Genomic DNA, 17,767 nt, shown 5'->3' on the forward strand with positions numbered 1-17,767 from the left:
GCGCTTCAAGAACCGCGTCTGAGGCCAGCGCCTACGCCGCGAAAGCTGGACGTCGGATCAGCTCAGCCGCACCGCACCTAGCTTGCGAAGGGGTCCCAATTGCATGCCGATCCGGGGTCCCGTTCCAACGCCTTTTGACACGCCGGGCGGGCGTGGCCGAGACCGTCCCTTGCCCGCGGAGAACCCTATGTGGGCCGATACCGACACCGACATCGACTACCTGAACTATTCCGAGGTCGCGGAACTGGTCGCCGAGATGGTGGGAAGCAAGCGCCTCCTTCCCCTCTCGCTGGGCATCTTCGGAACCTGGGGAACCGGCAAGTCGACGGTGCTTCGGCTCGTCAAGAAGGAGCTGCACGGCTCGCCGGACGACTACCTGTTCATCGACTTCGACGCTTGGCTCTACCAGGATTTCGACGACGCGCGCGGCGCGCTGATGTCCGTGATCGCCAAGGCGCTCCACGACGAGGCGCCCGAGGGGTTTAAGGCCAAGGCTAAGTCGTTCCTGGGCCGCGTCAACAAGCTGCGCGCCCTCGGCCTTCTTGCGGAAGGCGGGGCCGCTGCGGCCGGCGTGCCGACCTTCGGTCTCCTTAGGAAGGGGATGGAAGGGCTCGGCGACCTCCTGACCGGCACGGCCGACGACGAGGACTACGAGGCCATGGGCAAGGCCGCCGGCGAGGTCAAGGAGAAGGGCAAGGGCCTCCTCAGGGAGGCGGAGAAGCACAGCCCACCTGAGGAGATCACCGCCTTCAGGAAGGAGTTCGGCGAGCTCCTGAAGGGCATCGAGAAGACACTGGTCGTCGTCATCGACAACCTGGACCGTTGCACGCCGCCGAACGCGATTCACACGTTGGAGGCCATCAGGCTTTTCCTCTTCTTGCCCCGCACCGCGTTCGTGGTCGCCGCCGACGAGGACATGGTCCGTCACGCCGTCTCATCGTACTTCAAGAACCCGTCCGAGCGTCTCGTCCAGGACTACCTCGACAAGCTGATCCAGGTGCCCGTGAGGGTGCCGCGGCTCGGCGTCCAGGAGGTCAGGGCCTACATGCTGCTGCTATTCGCCGAGGCGGCGGGCGTCGAGGGCGAGAAGCTTGAGGCGCTGCGGGCCTATCTGGTCGATCAGTTGCGGCAGGTTTGGAAGCCCGACGCGGATTTCAGCGTCGACCAAGTCCTGGGCGTGCTCGATCCGAGCGATCCTGACCCGCTGCGGCGGACACTGGACCTCGCCGACCGCATGGCGCCGCTCCTTGCCTATTCGGCGAACGTCAAGGGCAACCCGAGGATCATCAAGCGCCTCTTGAACGTGGTGCGGATGAGGGCGTCCATCGCGCGCAAACGCGAGATGCCCATCGACGAGGCGGTCATCGCCAAGCTCGCCCTTTTCGAGAGGTGCACGTCGTCGAGCGCGGTCGACGCCCTGCACGACGCCATCAACGCCGGAAGCGGCAAACCTGAACTACTCACGGCCATCGAGTCGATGGACGGGAACGACGCCGACTTCGAGCAGACCCTCCCGCAGGCGATGAAACCGCACCTAACCTTCGTCCGGGATTGGGTCGGCCTGGAGCCCAAGCTCGGCGGCTACGACCTCCGGCCGGCGGTTTACCTGGCGCGCGAGACGGTGCCCGTAAGGACTGTGGCGACGCTGCTCTCGCCGGCAGCGCTTCAGGCGGTGGAGGTGCTGCGGGCGATACGCACGCTCAACTCGCCGGCCGCACGCAGTGCCCTCGAAGCGGTCGATTCGAGCGAGCATGTCGCGATGATGGATGCGCTCGTGCGCGACATGCGGCGCAACGCAGATTGGATGCGGTCCCGGGACGACTTCCGCGGCGCGGTCTACCTGGCCGACGCGTCGCAGGGCGCGGCGACGACCCTGTCCCGCTTCATCCGCGCGCTCGACCTGCCGCGTCGGCCGCCGTGGATGTCGACGATGCTCAACGGCAAGACCTGGGCGAAGGCTTAATCCGATGGGAACCTCGTCATCCGCGCGCGGGACCTCGCCCCGCGCCTCGCTCGTCCCGCCACATGCGGACACCGACCCGACGCTCCCCCTGCCGGCGCCTGTCGGAAATCGATTCCGCACGTTCCGGGCCGAGTTCGGGCGCTTCTGCGAAGGCGGCGGCCGCGGGACGGTGAGATCCGCGCTCGGCCACTACGCGCGGACGTCCACCGGCGGGTCCGGGATTGGCCCGAGACGTTTCGGTCCGGCCTATGCCGCTGGCGGTAGCCTGTTCGGCTTGCTCGGAGACATGCGGGCCGGCGGCGACGGCGCGGCGTTCGCGGGCATCGACCTCTCGGGGTTGGTGGGGCGCACTGTCGGCTACGCGGCCCAGGAAATCGCGCGGGTCTTGACGCCCGAGAACGAGGACGCCGAGCGCGTCCGCGTCGCCATCCACGAGGCCATCGCTGAGGTCCTGCCCGACGTCGAGATCTTCGACCCCGCGGCCATGACGGCCGACCAGGTCATCGCCATCCTGGTCGATTTCCTTGCTCGCGTCCTGTTCCGACAGGTCGCGGAGGACGCCGGGTCGGCCTGGAATAAGGCGCCTTCCGGGGACCGGACCATCCAGGCCGAGAACGAGCTCTTCGACCTGATCAAGGTCGCCATGGACCGGCATCTCGGGCCCGCCCTTGCAGGCGGCGTCGGGAACCTAAGCCGACCCCAAGTCGAGCGCCTCCAGCGTGAGGCGATGAACGAAGTCTGGCGGGAGTGGGAGGCATACGAATGACGAGGATCGTCTACCACGGAGATGTCGAGGACGTCCCGGACCGGAGGGACGACGATGAAGTTCACGTCGTCCTCTATGGCGCAGGACGGATGCCGGACGGCGTCGCGCGGATCGGCTACCAGTTGCTGGACGCGACCAGCCGGTTCGGCTTCGGCCTGCGAAGCGACGCGTTCGACCTCCTGACGTTGGCGCTGGCGGTAACGGCGGCGGACACCTTCGTGCCCCGCGGTGGCACGCATGACCGCTGGTGTCGCAATCTCGAACTGCACGTCCCGCTCATCGAACCGACACCGTGGGCGCCTGTCGTGCGTCGGTTGGAGGGGGCCCTGAACTTCCTCAGCGGCGACAGGTGGACCTTGGTTCTCGGGTCGGACGGTCCCCAACCTCTCGGTCAGAACGTCATCACGCGGCGTCGTCGTCGCATCGACCTCTCGCGGGCCGATTGCGCCTGCCTGTTCTCCGGCGGCCTCGACAGCTACGTCGGCGCCCTTGACCTGATCGGGCAGGGCATTCGCCCCCTTCTAGTGAGCCACTCCTACCCGAAGGACAGCCAGTATCAGAATCGGCTGATGCGGAAGTTGCCCTTGGCCTGCGAGCGGTTCGCGGCCAACGCGCACCCGACCTGGAGTGGCGCAAGCGACGTCAGCATGCGGACGAGGAGCTTCAACTTCATGGCCTACGGTGTCGCAGCGGCGACGGCCATCTCGCAGTGGCGTGGTGGCGGCTTGATCGACCTCTGCATCCCAGAGAACGGCCACATCGCGCTCAACCCGCCGCTGACGCCTCGGCGTTTCGGATCGCACAGCACCCGCACGACGCATCCACATTTCCTGTCTGAGATCCAAGCCATCGTGCAGGCGGTCGGCCTGCCGGCACGGCTCGTCAATCCGCTTCGCCACCAGACGAAGGGCATGATGGTGCGGCGTTACGCTGCCGACGAGACATTCTCAGAACTCGCCGCGAAGACGGTCTCGTGCGGCAAGTGGAAGCGTGATGGCATCCAATGCGGCCGCTGCGTTCCCTGCCTGATCAGGCGCGCTTCGTTCTTCGCGGCCGGGCTCAACGATGCGACGCACTATCGTTCGGAGGATCTCCGCGAGGTGTTGGTTGATATGAGGCACCGCGACGACCTCGTGTCGGTCATGCGCGCCATTGGTCGGTCCGAAGGTGCCGACATGGAGGCTTGGCTGCTCCAGGCCGGCCCCCTCCCGCCGGACCCCGGAGAGCGCTCTGCCTATGTCGACGTCTTCCGCCATGGTATCGATGAACTCCGAGGATTCCTGAGAGCCAGCGGTCTGCCGTGATCGACTTCCACTGCCATCTCGACCTCTACCCAGATCCCGAGATGGTGGTGCGACAGGCGGACGAGGCCCGCATCTACGTCCTGTCGGTGACGACGACGCCGAAGGCTTGGCGCCGGACCTCAGCCCTGGCAAAGGATTGCACGCGGATCAGGACTGCCCTCGGCTTGCATCCAGAGCTTGCGCACGAGCGGCATGCCGAGCTTCCGTTGTTCGAGGCTCTGCTACCGCAGACGCGGTACGTGGGTGAGGTCGGGCTGGATGGCTCCCCCGACCTCAAGCCGCACGCGGACATCCAGCGCAAGGTGTTCAAAACCGTCTTGAAGTTCGCCTCGCGGGAGGGTGGACGTATCCTGTCGATCCACAGCCGGCGCGCTCCCGACGAGGTTCTCAATTGCCTTCGCGCCGAACCAAATGCCGGAACGGCTATCCTGCATTGGTTCTCCGGCAGCCAGGCCCAGTTGCGTCGCGCGGTCGATCAGGGCTGCTGGTTTTCGGTCGGGCTGCCAATGTCACGCTCTGAGAAGGGACGCGCACTGCTCGCAAACCTTCCGCGAGATCGGGTCCTCACGGAGACCGACGGGCCGTTCGCGCAGGACAACGGGCGGCCACTCAGGCCCCCTGACGTATTCGGCATGTTGGAAGCGCTTTCCTCGGCATGGAAGGTGCCGGCGGACGAGGTCAGAAGCCAGATGGCGGCCAATCTACGGCATTTGACTGCACAGGCTTTCAACACATTGCGGCAGTTCGTCTAAAGGACTGGCGGTCTTTGGATACGGCTTAGGGGTCGATCACTGCACTCTCGTCGTCCGTGATCGCTTCTTCACGCCCTGGACAGCATGATGTCCCGAGCATCGCTGGGAGCATGCATCAATGTATTACAGGGCAGAGCTCTTTCCGGCCGTGGACCGCCTGCGAGCGCAGGCGTGAGAGAAGTAGGCTTGGGTCTCTGTCCGGACCGTTCGCGAGGAGATATGCAGGGCTCCTTCAGCCGTGCTCAACTACCACCTCGCGCCAGCTTCCGTCGCAATTCATCGCGAGCCTCATCGCTTTTGTCCAGGTCGAGGCCCATGCCGCGGAGAACCTCAGCGGTCTTCGAGAACTGGACATCGCGATAGGCAACGACCTCAACGAGGTTGCCCCAAGGATCAACGAAGTTGAAGGGGCGGTCGAGGATCTTCGCGCCGGCCGCCTCGGCCAGTGCCATGACCTGGCTGCGGTCGTCGACGACAAGCCCGAAATGCCGGTTGACGTCCTCCGGCGGCTCGCGCCCGGCGATCAAGGCGATGAACTGGTCGCCCATGTCGAGGAAGGCCATGGGCGGCTGCTCGGCATCCCCGGCGTGCCGCCCGCGGAGCTCGAACGAGAACACGGCGCCATAGAAATGGAGCGCCGCCTCGATGTCGCCGACCTCCAGCGCGACGTGGTTCACACCAACGAGGCGGGGGTTGGATGCGGTCGGTGCCGGCGCTCCGGCAAGCAGTCCCTGGATCGCCGAGCGGGCATACCCAATTCCCGAAGCGATAATGCCAAGCCGGGAGCAGGCATCGACGACTGCCTGATCTTGCTGAACGAGGCAATATCCATATGCGAGCACGTCCGATGGAGCCAGGCACTCGGCCAAAGCCAAATTTTGTACGTGCCCCGTGAAGCTCCCCAACGCGTAGATGTTGTCAAAGTCGAGACCTGCTTCCTTGGCCAAGGTGTCGAGATGAAGCGCTAAATCTCCGGAAAGCCGGGGAAACTCCTTTAATACATGACGTAGCCTGTCGTCCCACGCAGGGATGCGCCCGACGAAGATTGATCCGCGCTCGTTCGTTGCGAGTATCTCGACGTCTGGGCAGGACCCGGCGCAGATCCAATCGTGGTGGCTCAGCGAATCTTGGGAGGGGTGGTTGTGCCAGAAGCGAGCGCCCTCACCAGCCCTCATGACGGACTTCATCGTGTCCGTGATGACGACACCTCCAAGCCCGCACGACATGTCGTGCATGCGTGTTCCCGCCGCATCGAGGCAACGCAGATTTTCCCATCTGCGGTTCGCCGCGTTGCGAGCGAATTCCTTGATCGCGGATAAATGCGATTCCTCGAACTCGGTGAACACGGGACGGATTGATGTCGGCCCGGCAGCCGCGGCATCAGTGAACCACCTGGTTGGCATCGACGCAATGTAGGTGGCGAGGGTCGCGGCCGCAACGCTGCCCCGGTTCGTCGATGCGAGGCGCGAACGGATGGCCGGCTAGGCGACCGACATGGTCGTGCCAGGTCGGTGACAGCACCGCTCTTCGTGATGCCATCGGGCGTTGCCGAGGATAGAAAATCGGGCGACCGGAAGACGAAAGTTGCGGGCGGAACCGTCGTAGCCGCAGCCCGGCATACCGTATCCCTCCAGCCGAAAGCGACTCGCTAGGCCGGACGGCTCGACCACGCGCTTGGACGGTCGCCGGCTGTAGCCGGCCAGGGAATTTCCACAGGCTTCGATCTTGGGGTCAAATCGGGGTCATATACGATTTTGGCAAAGAAAAAGCCGCTTATTTGCCAATGGCTTACAGCGACTTGGGGTAGATGGCGGAGACGGAGGGATTCGAACCCTCGATACCCATTTCTGGGTATGCTCATTTAGCAAACGAGTGCCTTCAGCCGCTCGGCCACGTCTCCGGCGCTCTGGCTCTAGAAGGTCGGATCGGGCGGGTCAACCCGATCCCGGTGGGTGGCGGCGAGGCGGCGGCGCTCGACGTGCTTGGCGACGCGCAGGTGGCGCGAGATCGCGTAGTTCATTGCGGTCAGGAAGCCGTAGGTGCCGCGCACGGCATGGCGCCGGCCGAGATAGGCCTTGAGGAAGTTGCCCGGCAGCTCGACGAAGACCCGCCACGTCGGAATCACGACTCCCCGCGCCTCCAGATCGTCCGCCTGCTGGTCGGAGTAGCGGTTGAGCTTGTCGAGCTGGTCGCCCAGCGAGCGCACGGAGAAATGGTGGATCACGCCCCGAAGCCGCCCGGGCCGCACCCCCGCCTCCAGGACGACCCGGTCGTGGACCGGCGAGGCGGCGTAGCGGCCCCGGTCCTTCCGGTAGAGCCGCACCGGGGTCAGCCGGTAGGCGAGCGGGTGCGGGCGCGCCTCGCCGGGGAAGATCTCGGCGATCCCGATCCGCCACGCCGGGTGGCGCGGCTCGCCCGATGCGAACAGGCCGCGGATCTCGCGGGCAAGCGCGTCCGGCACCACCTCGTCGGCGTCGAGGTTCAGGAGCCAGACATGCCGGCACTGCTCCTCGGCGAAGCGCTTCTGCGGGCCGTAGCCCGGCCAGGGATTGTGGATCACCCGCGCGCCGAGCGACGCGGCGAGCGCCTGCGTGCCGTCCGTGGAGCCCGAATCGACCACCACGAGGTCGTCGGTCAGGTCGCGCACCGCCCGGATGGTCGCGCCGATCCGGTCCACTTCGTCGTGCGCGATGAGGAAGATGGAGAGCGGCAGGCGGCCAGCCCGGTGATTCCCCGAAGGCGAGCCGGTCGCGACGCCGCCGGTCACGCGAGCCAGTCCGGCACGCGGTCGAGGGCCACGAGGGTCTCGACCTCGACGCGGGGGCGCACGATCGCGGCGCGGTCCTCCCGCACCAGCACCTCCGGCACCAGCGGCCGGGTGTTGTAGGTGCAGGACTGGACCGCCCCGTAGGCGCCCGCGCTCATGACGGCGATCAGGTCGCCGGCCTTCACGGCGGGCATCTCGCGGTTAAGGGCGAGATAGTCGCCGCTCTCGCAGACCGGGCCGACCACGTCGACGACGTGTTGCGCGGTGTCGGGGTCCGGCTCGATGACGGGACGCAGGCCGTGATAGGCCTCGTACAGGGTCGGGCGGATCAGGTCGTTCATCGCCGCGTCGACGATCACGAAGGTGCGCCCCGCGCTGTGCTTCACGTAGAGCACGCGGGTCACCAGGATCCCGGCATTGCCGGCGATCATCCGGCCGATCTCGAAGACCGGACGCAGGCCCAGGGGTGCGAAGTGGGGCCGCAGGGTCGCGGCGAGCGCCGCCGGGTCGGGGGGCGGGGCGTTGTCGTCGCGGTAGGGGATTCCGAGGCCGCCGCCGAAATCGATGTGGCGGAGCGGATGGCCCGCCGCCATCAGCTTCCGGGCGAGGTCGGCGAGCAGCCGCGCGGCGTCGGCGAAGGGAGCGAGATCCGTGATCTGGCTGCCGATATGCATGTCGACGCCGTGCACGGCGAGGCCCGGCAGGGCGGCCGCCGCCGCGTAGACCGCCGGCGCCCGGTTGATCGGGATGCCGAACTTGTTCTCGTACTTGCCGGTGGAGATCTTGGCGTGCGTGCCGGCGTCCACGTCGGGGTTCACCCGGATCGAGACCGGCGCCTTGAGGCCCAGGCTGATGGCCGTCTCGGACAGGGCCGTGAGTTCCGGCTCGCTCTCGACATTGAAGCAGAAGATGCCGGCCTTCAGCGCCGCCTCCATCTCGGCGCCGGTCTTTCCCACGCCCGAGAAGACGATCTTGGCGGGATCGACCCCGGCCGCCAACGCCCGGTGCAGCTCGCCCCCCGAGACGATGTCCATGCCGGCGCCCCGGGCCGCGAGGGTTCGCAGGACGGCCTGGTTCGAATTCGCCTTCATCGCGAAGCAGACCAGCGCGTCGTCGCCCGCGAACGCCTCGGCGAACACGCGGTAGTGCCGCTCCAAGGTGGCGGTGCTGTAGCAGTAGAACGGCGTGCCGACCTCCGCGGCGAGGCCGGTCAGGTCGACGTCCTCGGCGTGCAGGCGCCCGTCGCGGTACTGGAAGTGATGCATCTCGGCCGTGTCTCGTCTCGCGCCCGGGCGCGGGCTGCTGTCCCTGGAATGCCGGACCCCGCGCCGAAGGGGGCGCTCCGCGGTCCGGGTTCAACGGGCGGGCGCGGCGCCTCGCGGGCCTGCGGCGCCGGGCGGCCCTTCGTCCTGCCCTCTACAGCAGCGGGTCCAGAAGGAAAGGCTCCTTCGGGACGCGGTAGCCGCGTCGGGCGCCGCGGCTGGTCTCCACCGGCGCATCGGTGCCGCCCGGCGGCACCGCCGCCGCCGAGAGCTCGTCGCCCGCGCGGACCGCGGCGGCCTCCGGCTCGGATGCGCCGCCGCCCAGGCCGACTGAGACCGGCAGCGTCCTGCGGCCGCTCACCGTGCCGGAACCCGCCTGCGCAGCGACGGGTCCGACGGGGACCGACGCCTGGGGCGGCTCCAGCGCGCCGCGTCGCCCGCAAGCGGAGACCGCGAGGGCGACGAGGCCGGACGCGGCCAGGAGTTTCAGGGCAGGGGTCGACAGCATCGCACGAGGGTCCGGCGGGCACGGCGCCGGCCCGCGAGGGCCGGTGGAAGCGCTACCTTAGCGGTTGCCGCGCCCCGGCGCGAGCGCGTGCCCGCCACAGGACGGGCGCGGTCCTCAGCCCCGGCGTTCCCTGCCGCCCTGGGAGCCCTGCCGACCCTTGCTCGGGGCGTTCTGGTCCTGCTCGGCCTCGTAGGCATCGATCGCCCGGCGGCAATTCTCGCTGAGCTTCTTCCAGTTTTTCTGGAAGCACGCATCGGTCGCGGGGTCGTCGGGAGCCAGATTGCCGCAGTAAGTCAGGTAATCGCCGGTGCAGTACTTCTTCAGGGTCTCGTTACCCCGCTTCGACTGCTGGGCCGCTGCCGGCAGAGTCAGGGCGAAGGCCGCCGCGATGGCGAGGACGATCGGCTTCAGGCGCATGGGTATCCGTACCATCTTGGAAGTTGAAACGTGCGGGACGAGTCGGCGCTGCGATGATGCCTTTGCATGGTCGAAACAAGGCAGTCGGCGCGGACTTCCGGACCGGGCCGCCCGGCGACGGCCCGATTCCAACCCGGAATGACGTCACACCCGTTCGGGTTGCGCAACCGGATAGGTAGCCCGCGGCATCCGGCCGGGATTCGTGAGGGCGTCGGCGACCTCCGCGATTCGCCGGCGCAGATCCGCGTTCTCCCGCTCGATGCCCGCCTGTCCGTCCGCGCCGCGGTCCACGGCCTTGTCGGCCTGCCGGTCCGCCAGCGTCAGGGCCAGCGCCTCCTCGGCCGCCCGCAGGCTGGCCCGCAGGGCGTCGCGCTCGGCCGCCACGGCCGCGGCATCGAGGTCGGCCGTCGGCGGCGGCCCCCGCCGCATCGCCAGAAGGCTGTCGATCAGGTCGGCATGCGCCTCTTCGAGGGCCTGCAGCGTGGCGAAGCTCGCCGTGCCATCCTCGCGGGCGAGGGCGAGTTCGGTCTCAAGCTCCCGGGTCTTGGCTTGCGCCACGGCGATCTCGGCCTCGCGGGCCGCGAGGTCGCGGGCGAGGGCGGCGGCCCGCACCGTCCCGGCCCCGAGCGCTGCCATGTCGGCCTGCCGCTTGGCTTCCACCGTCTCCACTCGGCGCTCCAGACGGCGCTGCTGGACGGCGAACTGCGCGCGCAGGAAGTCGCGCTCGGCGGCGATCTCGGCCGGCGACAGGGGCAGGCGTGCCTCCGCCCGCCGCCGCTCCAGGCGCGCGGCGCGCGCGTTGACGGCCGGCAGCAGCAGCAGGCCGCACAGGCTCGCCGCCAGGAAGCCCAGCACGAAGATCATCACGGTTTCGATCACGAGGGAGCAGCCCGTGCATGCAGCCGGAAGACCCGGACGGCGTCCATTCTAGCCCAGGTCGGCCGCCAGGGTGAAATCAGATCCCGTAGATCAATCAGAAGGGGTTCCAGGTCGGCTCCCGGGTGAACTTGAGATAGCCGACATTGATGCCCAGCCGCGCGCCGACGCCGCTGCGGATCGGCACCACGATGATCCGGTCGTTCACCACCGCGGTCATGCCGAACCCGCCCACGAGGTAGGCCGAGCCGTCGACGCCCGCGAAGCGCCGATACAGCTCGCGCACGTTCGGCAGGTTGTAGACGAGCATCATGGTGCGCGCCCCGTCGCCGCCCACGTCGAAGCCGACCGACGGACCCTGCCAGTAGATGCGCTTCTGGCCGGCGTTGCGGGTGTACAGCGTACCCTCGCCGTAGCGGACGCCGGCCACCACCGCGCCGCCGCCCTCCTGGCCGAGGATGTAGCCGTTCGGCTCGCCCCAGCGCCGGCCCGCCTCCTCGACGGTGAGCGCGAGGCCGCGCGACACCGAGCCGAAGAACCTGTGGCCCGACTCGACGATCTCGCCGGGTCGGAAGGTCTCGGGGGTGTCGAGATCCTCGCCGCGCGCCAGGGCGGTGCCCGCGGCGCCGAGGCCCGCGAGGGGCGCGCCGAGCGCCAGGGCGAGGCCCGCGCGCAGCAGGTGGCGGCGGTCGGTGCCGCGATCGTCTGGTGCCGTCATCGTTGTCTCCTCGCCCGGTTCGATTAACGGTTCGCGCGATGGACCTGTGCCGCTCTCGTCCCCTCGGCCGGCCGCGACCGCGCCCGCGGCCCGGAGCGGCCTGGGCGCTGTCGTCCATCCGGGCCTTTGTCCAGCGTGGCCCGGGCGGATGAGTGGGACCAGCTTCCGAGGGAATCCGCAAGATGTGGTTAACGCGTCCCGACCCCGCACCCGATCTGCCGCGCCGGCTCGGGTCGGCGCGCGCCCTCGCCGTCGCCGTAGCCGTAGCCGCTACCCTCGCCGCTGCGTTCGGGATGATCCTGCCGGCGCATGCGGAGCCGGCCGGGACGCCGATCGCGCTGCTCACGCTCAACGGCTTCGATCCGGTCAGCTACTTCCTGGAGCGCGGACCGGCGGCCGGCTCCGCGCGGTTCGAGCTGTCCTGGGGCGGGCGGGTCTGGCGCTTCGCCAACGGCGCCAACCGCGAGGCCTTCCGCGACGATCCCCGGACCTACGCGCCGCGGCTCGGCGGCTACGACGCGGCCGGAATCCTGGAGGGGCGTCTGGTGGATTCCAATCCGCTGATCTTCGCGGTGATCGACGAGCGCCTCTACCTGTTCCGGGACGCCGGGCGTCGAGCCCGCTTCCTTGCCGACCCCGGTCTCGCCGGGCAGGCGGAGGCGGCCTGGCCCGGCCTGCGCGGGCTGCAGGACATCCCCTTCACGGATGCGCCGCGCTGACCTGCGACTCCGCAGGCGCATCCCTGCCGCGGGCAGGAAGGGCGAGGCGGGCTGCCAGGGCCGGATCGCCGAGGGCCGCGAAGGGCCCGTTGCGATGGTCGATCCCGCCCTGCCCGTAGCGGATCGGGCCGCCGCCCGGCACGACCACGCAGCCCCCGGCCGCCGACACGACGTGATCGCCGGCCGCCGTGTCCCATTCCATGGTCGGGCCGCAGCGCACGTAGATGTCCGCCTCGCCGGCGGCGATCAGGCCGAACTTGAGGGCGGAGCCGACCTGTCGCGTCTCGCGGATGGGCAGGGTGGCGAGGCAGGTGGCAGTCTCGGCATCGCCGTGCCGCCGGCTGCCGAGGGCGACGAGACCGGTCTCCGGAACGGCGCGCGCCCGCACGGGGCGCCCGGTGCCGGGACGCCCCGCAACCACCGGGGCCTCGACCGTCGTCGCGCCGGCCCACCAGACCCGGTCGAGCCCGGGAGCCGCGAGGGCTGCCGCCACGGGGCGCGCGCCCGCCACCAGGGCTATGTTGACCGAGTAGTCCGGCGTCCCGGCCAGGAAGTCGCGGGTGCCGTCCAGGGGGTCGACCAGGAAGAAGAGGTCCGCCGGACGCGTCGTGACGGACTGGGCGCGCTCCTCGGCAACCACGGCGATCCCGGGATACCGTGCTGCCAGGGCGGCGACGATCAGGTCCTCGGCCTCGACGTCGGCGGCACTCGACGGGGATCCGTCCGCCTTCAGGGCGTGAGGGCAGGGGCCTCGGTGGTAGCGGCGCAGCACCTCGCCGGCCGTGCAGGCGATCTCGGCCAGCACCGCGGCGATCCGCTCGCGCTCAGGCCCCGAGATCGTCGCCGCGCCCGTCATGGTTCCTCCCGAGATCGCTCTGAATGCCCGACGAAGCGCAGCATGTCGACGGTTTTCGATGCGGACCGAGGGTCGGACACGGGTTGACGGGATCCTGGCGTGCGCAGCGCGTAGGTATCCGTTCTTCCGGACTGCGCCGCAGGGCTCGTCATCGGGAGGCGGGACCTTTTCTCGTGATCCATGGCGCTGCGGCGTGCGTCCGCCGCCCGGTCTCCGTCAGGCTTCGGGGCGGAACGCCGGCTTTTCGCAAGTGCGAATGCTATAGAATCGCCAAATTTGACCGCATACGTTCGCGAGACCGCTTGTTTTGATCATGCACATGAACTGAAGATACCATGACCAGCACGATGCAGCAGGATCAGCTCGAGACCGTGAGCGCGCTGGCGGCGACCCTGGCCGACCGGATGCTGATGGAGCGCCTGACCCGCGGAACCCTCCCGCTGGCGAATGCCAGCCGGCTCTGGACCGCCTCGCTCCTGCTCGAGGAACACCAGCGCCCGATTCCCCGCATCGTGGCCGACGTCCTGGACGAGGTCCGGCACTCCGAGCCGGCGGAGGAAGCCCCCGGCCGGACGGACGAAGCTCCCGGGCAGGCGGAGGGAACCCCCGAGCCGGCCGCGGAAGCCCGCCCGGCCGCGGCACGCAGGCACGAGGCCGGGCCGCGCAAGGGCCGGCTCGTCCGGATCCTGCGTCCCTTCCAGCGTGCGGCAGGGGCCTGACGCCCGCCTCGCCGGCGGCTTGGCCTTGCCGGCGGCTTGGCCTTGCCGGCGACTTGGCCTTACGGGCGGCGAGGCCTTGCGGCCGCGGAGGCTTTGCCGCGTGGATCCGGTGTTTCCCCCGCGCCCGAGGAACGCTAAGACCGTCGCCGATCGCGGCGGCGGGTCCCGTCCCGCGGCCGGGCTTCCGGGACACGTGTGATGAGCATCCCTGAACGGCGCGTCCGAACCCTGTTCGACGAGGCGGTGATCGCCAAGCGCAACGACGAGTTGGCCCAGGAGATCCTGGCCGCCCGGCCGGACAACCTCTTGGTCGTGGCGGTGCTCAAGGGCAGCTTCATGTTCGCGGCCGACCTGCTCCGGGCCCTGCACCGGGTCGGTCTCTCGCCGCAGGTCGAGTTCGTACATCTGTCGAGCTACCGCACCGGGACGGTCTCCACCGGGCAGGTGGAGATCCTGCGCGACGTGCAGAGCGAGGTGCGCGGCCGGGACGTCCTGCTCGTGGACGACATCCTGGAATCCGGCCGGACCGTCGTCTTCGCCAAGGACCTGCTGATGGCGCGCGGCGCGCGGCGGGTGCTGACCGCCGTGCTTCTCGAGAAGCCGGGCAAGCGCGCGGTGACGATCGACGCGGACTTCGTCGGCTTCACCTGCCCCGACGTGTTCGTGGTCGGCTACGGGATGGATGCGGCCCACGCCTTTCGCCAATTGCCCTTCGTGGGCGTCGTCGATTACGGCAGCGGCGACCCCGACCTGTTCGATCCGTGACCCGAATGCCCCGCGGCGCGGCATTTTCGCCCCTCATCCCCTGGAGGTGGCGGTTTCGCGGTGTGACATCTTGACAGGCGGCGGATCCGTCGGTGTCAGTCGTTCACCATGAGCCCGAAGCCGTGACGGCGGGACGCTCGCAGGATCGAGGACGTTTACGGGACCCCATGGCGCGCATCCTCCTGGTGGATGACGAAGAAACCGTCCGGGGCTTCCTCAAGCGGGGTCTCGAGATCGACGGCCACGCGGTCGTCACCGCCAACGATGGCAGCGACGGGCTCGACCGCCTCAACGAGGCGGGCGGCGGCTTCGACCTCATGCTCACCGACATCCGCATGCCGCTCATGGACGGCATCGCGCTGGCGCTCGCCGCCAAGCGCGATTTTCCGGACCTCACCATCCTGCTGATGACCGGCTTCGCCGACCAGCGTGAACGGGCCCGCGGGCTCGACGCCATCGTCACCGACGTGCTGACGAAGCCGTTCTCCTTGGCGGATCTGCGCGCCACGGTGAGGCGGGCGCTCGCCGCCTGAGGTTCGCGCCGCGATCGGGAACGTGCGGGCCGAACCCGGCCGACGCTCCGTGATCCTGGCGGCGGCCCCCTCGACGACGCACCGGTTCCGGACCGCCTCGCGCCCTCCGTGGCCTATTCCGGCACAACCGTAAGTCAGAATGCGTCACGGCCGGCTAATCTCATCCCGGCATCGTGGCAGGAGACCGCGTCGCGTATCGGCCTGCGGGTGGCGAGATCCGAGCCCTTCCGGGGCCGTGAGCCGGTCGGGACGGGGATGAGCGCTTCAGGAGGCATCCGATGACCGAACCGGATAAATCGAACCTGTCCGACGAGGATCTGGACCGGCTGGCGCGGGAGTTGTTTGCCGAGGTTCGGGGGGAGCACCCCGAGGCGCAGGCCGAGCGGGCCCTCAAGAGCGCCGGTGAGGTCGCCGGAGAGGTGATCCCCGGTCTGCCCGATTGGCTGCTCGACGCCGGCGACGATGACGGCTGAGTGGTCCGGCCGGCTAAGCCCGGCCGAAGTGCCGGACCATGAGGTGCTCTTCCCTGGGCAGCTTGGTCCCGGCCGGATAGGACCGGGACGAGCGCCCCGCCAGCAGCGCCACGGCGACCAGCCCGGCCGACCCGACGAGGGCCACGGTCGCACACCACCAGAACGCGGCATCAAGCATGGCGGGTCACGGCACTCCGGTTTCCCGCCGATGCTGCGGGCGTAGGGTAAAGGCATCGTTAAGCCGGCTTCCCCGCATAGCCGGCCCTAGCGGGGTGAGACGGGCCGCAGTCACCCCGCCTGCGCCGGCCGGGGGGGCGTCCCACGCGCTGGCCAGCGCGCGACCGGGCGGCGGCCGACAGGCTTCCGGAGCCCTGACGGATCGGGTGACCCCTCCGCGATCCCGATCCGCGGCTGGCCCCGCGCCACGGCCGAGGGGACCGATGGGCGCACCCGGTCGGCTCAGCGGCCGGCCCCCGCGCCGGCCTTGGTGGCGGCTCGTCGGGCCAGGGCCGCCTTCAGGCGGGCGGGATCGATCCGGGACACGCGCACGACCGGCTTGTCGCCGTATCCGAAGCTGGCGAAGTAGAAGCGCCCCGCGGCATCCCAGGCGTCGTATCCGGTGTGGACGTGGCTGTGCGCCAGGGCCGGATCGAGATCGGCCATGGCACAGAGCCGCCGTGTCTGCCCGCTGGCGAAGTCGAATTCGTAGAGCGCCGTGTCGTCGCTGGGCCGCGGGGACGTGCTGGTGGCGACGTAAGCCCTGGTGCGGTCGGGCGCCACGGCGAAGAGCCAGAACTCCACGCCGTTCCAGCCGGCCGCCTTACCGGTCTCCACCTGACCGAGATACGTCCAGGTGTGCGCGTCCTGATCAAAGCGATAGACATGGCCGCGGTCGTCCCCGAACACGCAGTGCCGGCCCCCGTCGAAACACTGGCCGGTCTCGAGGGCCATGCCGTCCTTCAGCACCCAGCCCGGTTCCTCGCCGAAGCCGGTCTGCGGGTCATAGAAGTGCACGTGGTCGTGCGCCGCGGGCGCGTCCCAGTTGCTGGCCGTGAAATAGAGCCGCCCGCGCGCGTCCACCCACATCACGCGCCCCGTGTAGACGTAGGGCTGCCCGTAGGAGGCCGGACGGCCGAGATCCTGGGTGCGACCGGTCGCGACGTCGTAGCGGTAGATCGCACCGGTGGGCACGCCCGCGCCGTAGATGACGTTGCGGACCGGGTCGGAGGCGAGGGTCACGAGATTGCCGTGCGGCACGGCGCTCCCGCCCGGCTCGGCGGCACTCAGATCCGTGAAGCGGTCGTGGGCCGGGTCGTAGGCATACCAATGGAAGCCGCGGCGGGCGAGGTACCCCTCGTCCAGGTCCGAGCGATCCATGGTGGCGACGTAGACCTTGCCGTGGTGCCAGAGGGGCCGGGTGTGGAATTTCTGCGCCGTCTCGCCGGGCAGCCAATTGTGGGCGGCCTCGGAGGCCGAGCGCGCATCCCCAGCGAGGCGCAGCGTGCCTGTCCGCGCCTCGATGCGGTAGAGGGCCGCGTTGGTCCGATGATCCATGCCGCCGACGTAGATGTCGCCGTCGGGCGTGGAGCCGGTGGCGTGCCAGCTCTGGGTCGGGTGCAGACCGTTCGGCGTATCGGGCAGCCGCCAGATCCACGTCCCGTCCAGCGCTCCCGCACGACCCGTCTCGCCCGTCGCGGATCGCGGATCCTGCGGGTCGACGGCTTCACCGACGGCCGGCAGGGCGCAGCAGACGAGCACCAGGCCGAGGCGAACGAGCTGACGCATCATGGTCTCCGCTCCCGAGGAGGGCGGCGCATCGTGCCGGCCGCGCCGCTCCAGGTCCGGCAGCCCAACATCCGCCGGGACGGGCCCGTTCCGGGCGGGGCCTCGGCATCGCGGATCCCGGTCCCGCCGCGACGCCGCCACGGCCGCCTCCGGGCCGGTCACCGGATGCAGGATCATCAGCGGAACGCCGGTGGCGGCGCCATTGCCCGGGCGCAGCGGCGAAGCGGGCCGCTCCGGTGCCAACCCGCGTCCGTCCCGTCACGGGAAGCGCCGGCCTCTGACCGGCCGAGCCTAGGCCGTCGACCCGGGGTCGACGCGTCCTCCGGGCGTGGGCCCGATCCCCGGTCGCGATCTGCAGGGGAGCCGGCCTGGGGCGCTCCCTCCACGAGGCATCCCGACCGGCAGGGCGCGGACCGGGCCGGATCTTGCGCCTTGACGAAGCGCCCCCAAACGTAGTCAAAAGCTCCTCGAAGCGCCGAAACCGCCAATTTCTTCAATGGTTTCAGAGCGCCTGCCGGTGTAGCACAGCGGTAGTGCAGCGGTTTTGTAAACCGAAGGTCGGGAGTTCGATCCTCTCCACCGGC

19 protein-coding genes and 2 tRNA genes are annotated in these 17,767 nt (G+C 69.4%); 10 read left to right on the forward strand and 11 right to left on the reverse strand.

From position 1 onward, the window contains the following. Window positions 1–187 precede the first annotated feature (187 nt). The 4 genes from MKK82_RS09365 to qatD all read left to right on the forward strand — a co-directional run bounded on the left by MKK82_RS09365 (window position 188) and on the right by qatD (window position 4,785). Entirely contained in the window at window positions 188–1,963 is a 1,776-nt protein-coding gene (locus tag MKK82_RS09365) for a P-loop NTPase fold protein (RefSeq protein WP_243985432.1), read from the forward strand. Window positions 1,964–2,132: 169 nt separating this feature from the next. Next, window positions 2,133–2,729 carry a hypothetical protein gene (locus MKK82_RS09370; protein ID WP_243985434.1) on the forward strand — a complete coding sequence of 199 codons (597 nt, stop codon included), beginning with the start codon at window positions 2,133–2,135 and terminating at the stop codon, window positions 2,727–2,729. Further along, window positions 2,726–4,033, forward strand: a complete 1,308-nt coding sequence (gene qatC / locus MKK82_RS09375; protein WP_243985436.1) for a Qat anti-phage system QueC-like protein QatC — start codon at window positions 2,726–2,728, stop codon at window positions 4,031–4,033. The genes MKK82_RS09370 and qatC overlap by 4 nt, the downstream gene beginning before the upstream one ends. Next, window positions 4,030–4,785 (forward strand): Qat anti-phage system TatD family nuclease QatD, encoded by a 756-nt coding sequence (gene qatD, locus MKK82_RS09380; protein ID WP_243985437.1) that lies wholly within the window; start codon window positions 4,030–4,032, stop codon window positions 4,783–4,785. The genes qatC and qatD overlap by 4 nt, the downstream gene beginning before the upstream one ends. Window positions 4,786–5,027: 242 nt before the next feature. Here qatD and MKK82_RS09385 read toward each other — a convergent pair whose 3' ends face one another. The 8 genes from MKK82_RS09385 to MKK82_RS09420 all read right to left on the reverse strand — a co-directional run bounded on the left by MKK82_RS09385 (window position 5,028) and on the right by MKK82_RS09420 (window position 11,333). Then, the gene (locus MKK82_RS09385) at window positions 5,028–6,131 is read right to left on the reverse strand and encodes a VOC family protein (RefSeq protein WP_243985439.1); all 1,104 of its coding nucleotides are present in this window, start codon (window positions 6,129–6,131) and stop codon (window positions 5,028–5,030) included. A gap of 462 nt (window positions 6,132–6,593) precedes the next feature. Further along, window positions 6,594–6,685 (reverse strand) — tRNA-Ser (locus MKK82_RS09390). Between the two features lie 12 nt (window positions 6,686–6,697). Next, complete coding sequence (locus tag MKK82_RS09395; RefSeq protein ID WP_243985441.1) at window positions 6,698–7,552, reverse strand: glycosyltransferase family 2 protein; 855 nt, start codon at window positions 7,550–7,552, stop codon at window positions 6,698–6,700. Continuing rightward, window positions 7,549–8,817 (reverse strand): diaminopimelate decarboxylase, encoded by a 1,269-nt coding sequence (lysA, locus tag MKK82_RS09400; protein ID WP_238287140.1) that lies wholly within the window; start codon window positions 8,815–8,817, stop codon window positions 7,549–7,551. The genes MKK82_RS09395 and lysA overlap by 4 nt, the downstream gene beginning before the upstream one ends. A gap of 151 nt (window positions 8,818–8,968) precedes the next feature. Beyond that, window positions 8,969–9,322, reverse strand: coding sequence for an LPS translocon maturation chaperone LptM (gene lptM / locus MKK82_RS09405; protein ID WP_243985443.1), 354 nt, complete (start codon window positions 9,320–9,322; stop codon window positions 8,969–8,971). A gap of 114 nt (window positions 9,323–9,436) precedes the next feature. Further along, the gene (locus tag MKK82_RS09410) at window positions 9,437–9,739 is read right to left on the reverse strand and encodes a 3',5'-cyclic-nucleotide phosphodiesterase (protein ID WP_238287138.1); all 303 of its coding nucleotides are present in this window, start codon (window positions 9,737–9,739) and stop codon (window positions 9,437–9,439) included. Window positions 9,740–9,883: 144 nt separating this feature from the next. Beyond that, a complete protein-coding gene (locus tag MKK82_RS09415; RefSeq protein WP_243985444.1) occupies window positions 9,884–10,618 on the reverse strand; it encodes a hypothetical protein in 735 nt (244 codons plus the stop codon). Between the two features lie 94 nt (window positions 10,619–10,712). Further along, a complete protein-coding gene (locus MKK82_RS09420; RefSeq protein WP_238287136.1) occupies window positions 10,713–11,333 on the reverse strand; it encodes a DUF1134 domain-containing protein in 621 nt (206 codons plus the stop codon). Between the two features lie 182 nt (window positions 11,334–11,515). Between MKK82_RS09420 and MKK82_RS09425 the strand changes: the two genes are divergently transcribed. Beyond that, window positions 11,516–12,052: a YHS domain-containing (seleno)protein gene (locus MKK82_RS09425; RefSeq protein WP_238287135.1), complete on the forward strand. Its 537-nt coding sequence runs from the start codon at window positions 11,516–11,518 to the stop codon at window positions 12,050–12,052. Here MKK82_RS09425 and MKK82_RS09430 read toward each other — a convergent pair. Beyond that, window positions 12,033–12,908, reverse strand: coding sequence for a 3'(2'),5'-bisphosphate nucleotidase CysQ (locus MKK82_RS09430; RefSeq protein WP_238287134.1), 876 nt, complete (start codon window positions 12,906–12,908; stop codon window positions 12,033–12,035). The genes MKK82_RS09425 and MKK82_RS09430 overlap by 20 nt on opposite strands. Before the next feature lie 335 nt (window positions 12,909–13,243). Between MKK82_RS09430 and MKK82_RS09435 the strand changes: the two genes are divergently transcribed. The 4 genes from MKK82_RS09435 (at window position 13,244) to MKK82_RS09450 (ending at window position 15,398) form a co-directional block, all read left to right on the forward strand. Continuing rightward, the gene (locus MKK82_RS09435; RefSeq protein WP_238287133.1) at window positions 13,244–13,627 is read left to right on the forward strand and encodes a hypothetical protein; all 384 of its coding nucleotides are present in this window, start codon (window positions 13,244–13,246) and stop codon (window positions 13,625–13,627) included. Window positions 13,628–13,825: 198 nt separating this feature from the next. After that, window positions 13,826–14,392: a hypoxanthine phosphoribosyltransferase gene (gene hpt / locus MKK82_RS09440; RefSeq protein ID WP_238287131.1), complete on the forward strand. Its 567-nt coding sequence runs from the start codon at window positions 13,826–13,828 to the stop codon at window positions 14,390–14,392. Between the two features lie 167 nt (window positions 14,393–14,559). After that, the gene (locus MKK82_RS09445) at window positions 14,560–14,925 is read left to right on the forward strand and encodes a response regulator (protein WP_238287129.1); all 366 of its coding nucleotides are present in this window, start codon (window positions 14,560–14,562) and stop codon (window positions 14,923–14,925) included. 278 nt (window positions 14,926–15,203) lie between these two features. Continuing rightward, the gene (locus MKK82_RS09450; protein WP_238287127.1) at window positions 15,204–15,398 is read left to right on the forward strand and encodes a hypothetical protein; all 195 of its coding nucleotides are present in this window, start codon (window positions 15,204–15,206) and stop codon (window positions 15,396–15,398) included. 13 nt (window positions 15,399–15,411) lie between these two features. Here the strand turns inward: MKK82_RS09450 and MKK82_RS09455 are convergent, their stop codons facing one another. Next, the gene (locus tag MKK82_RS09455) at window positions 15,412–15,576 is read right to left on the reverse strand and encodes a hypothetical protein (RefSeq protein WP_238287125.1); all 165 of its coding nucleotides are present in this window, start codon (window positions 15,574–15,576) and stop codon (window positions 15,412–15,414) included. 281 nt (window positions 15,577–15,857) lie between these two features. Continuing rightward, window positions 15,858–17,186: a hypothetical protein gene (locus MKK82_RS09460; protein ID WP_238287123.1), complete on the reverse strand. Its 1,329-nt coding sequence runs from the start codon at window positions 17,184–17,186 to the stop codon at window positions 15,858–15,860. Window positions 17,187–17,696: 510 nt separating this feature from the next. Here MKK82_RS09460 and MKK82_RS09465 point away from each other — a divergent pair. After that, a tRNA-Thr gene (locus MKK82_RS09465) sits at window positions 17,697–17,767 on the forward strand.

The organism is Methylobacterium sp. E-046 (assembly GCF_022829625.1).
In the GTDB taxonomy this organism is placed as follows: domain Bacteria; phylum Pseudomonadota; class Alphaproteobacteria; order Rhizobiales; family Beijerinckiaceae; genus Methylobacterium; species Methylobacterium longum.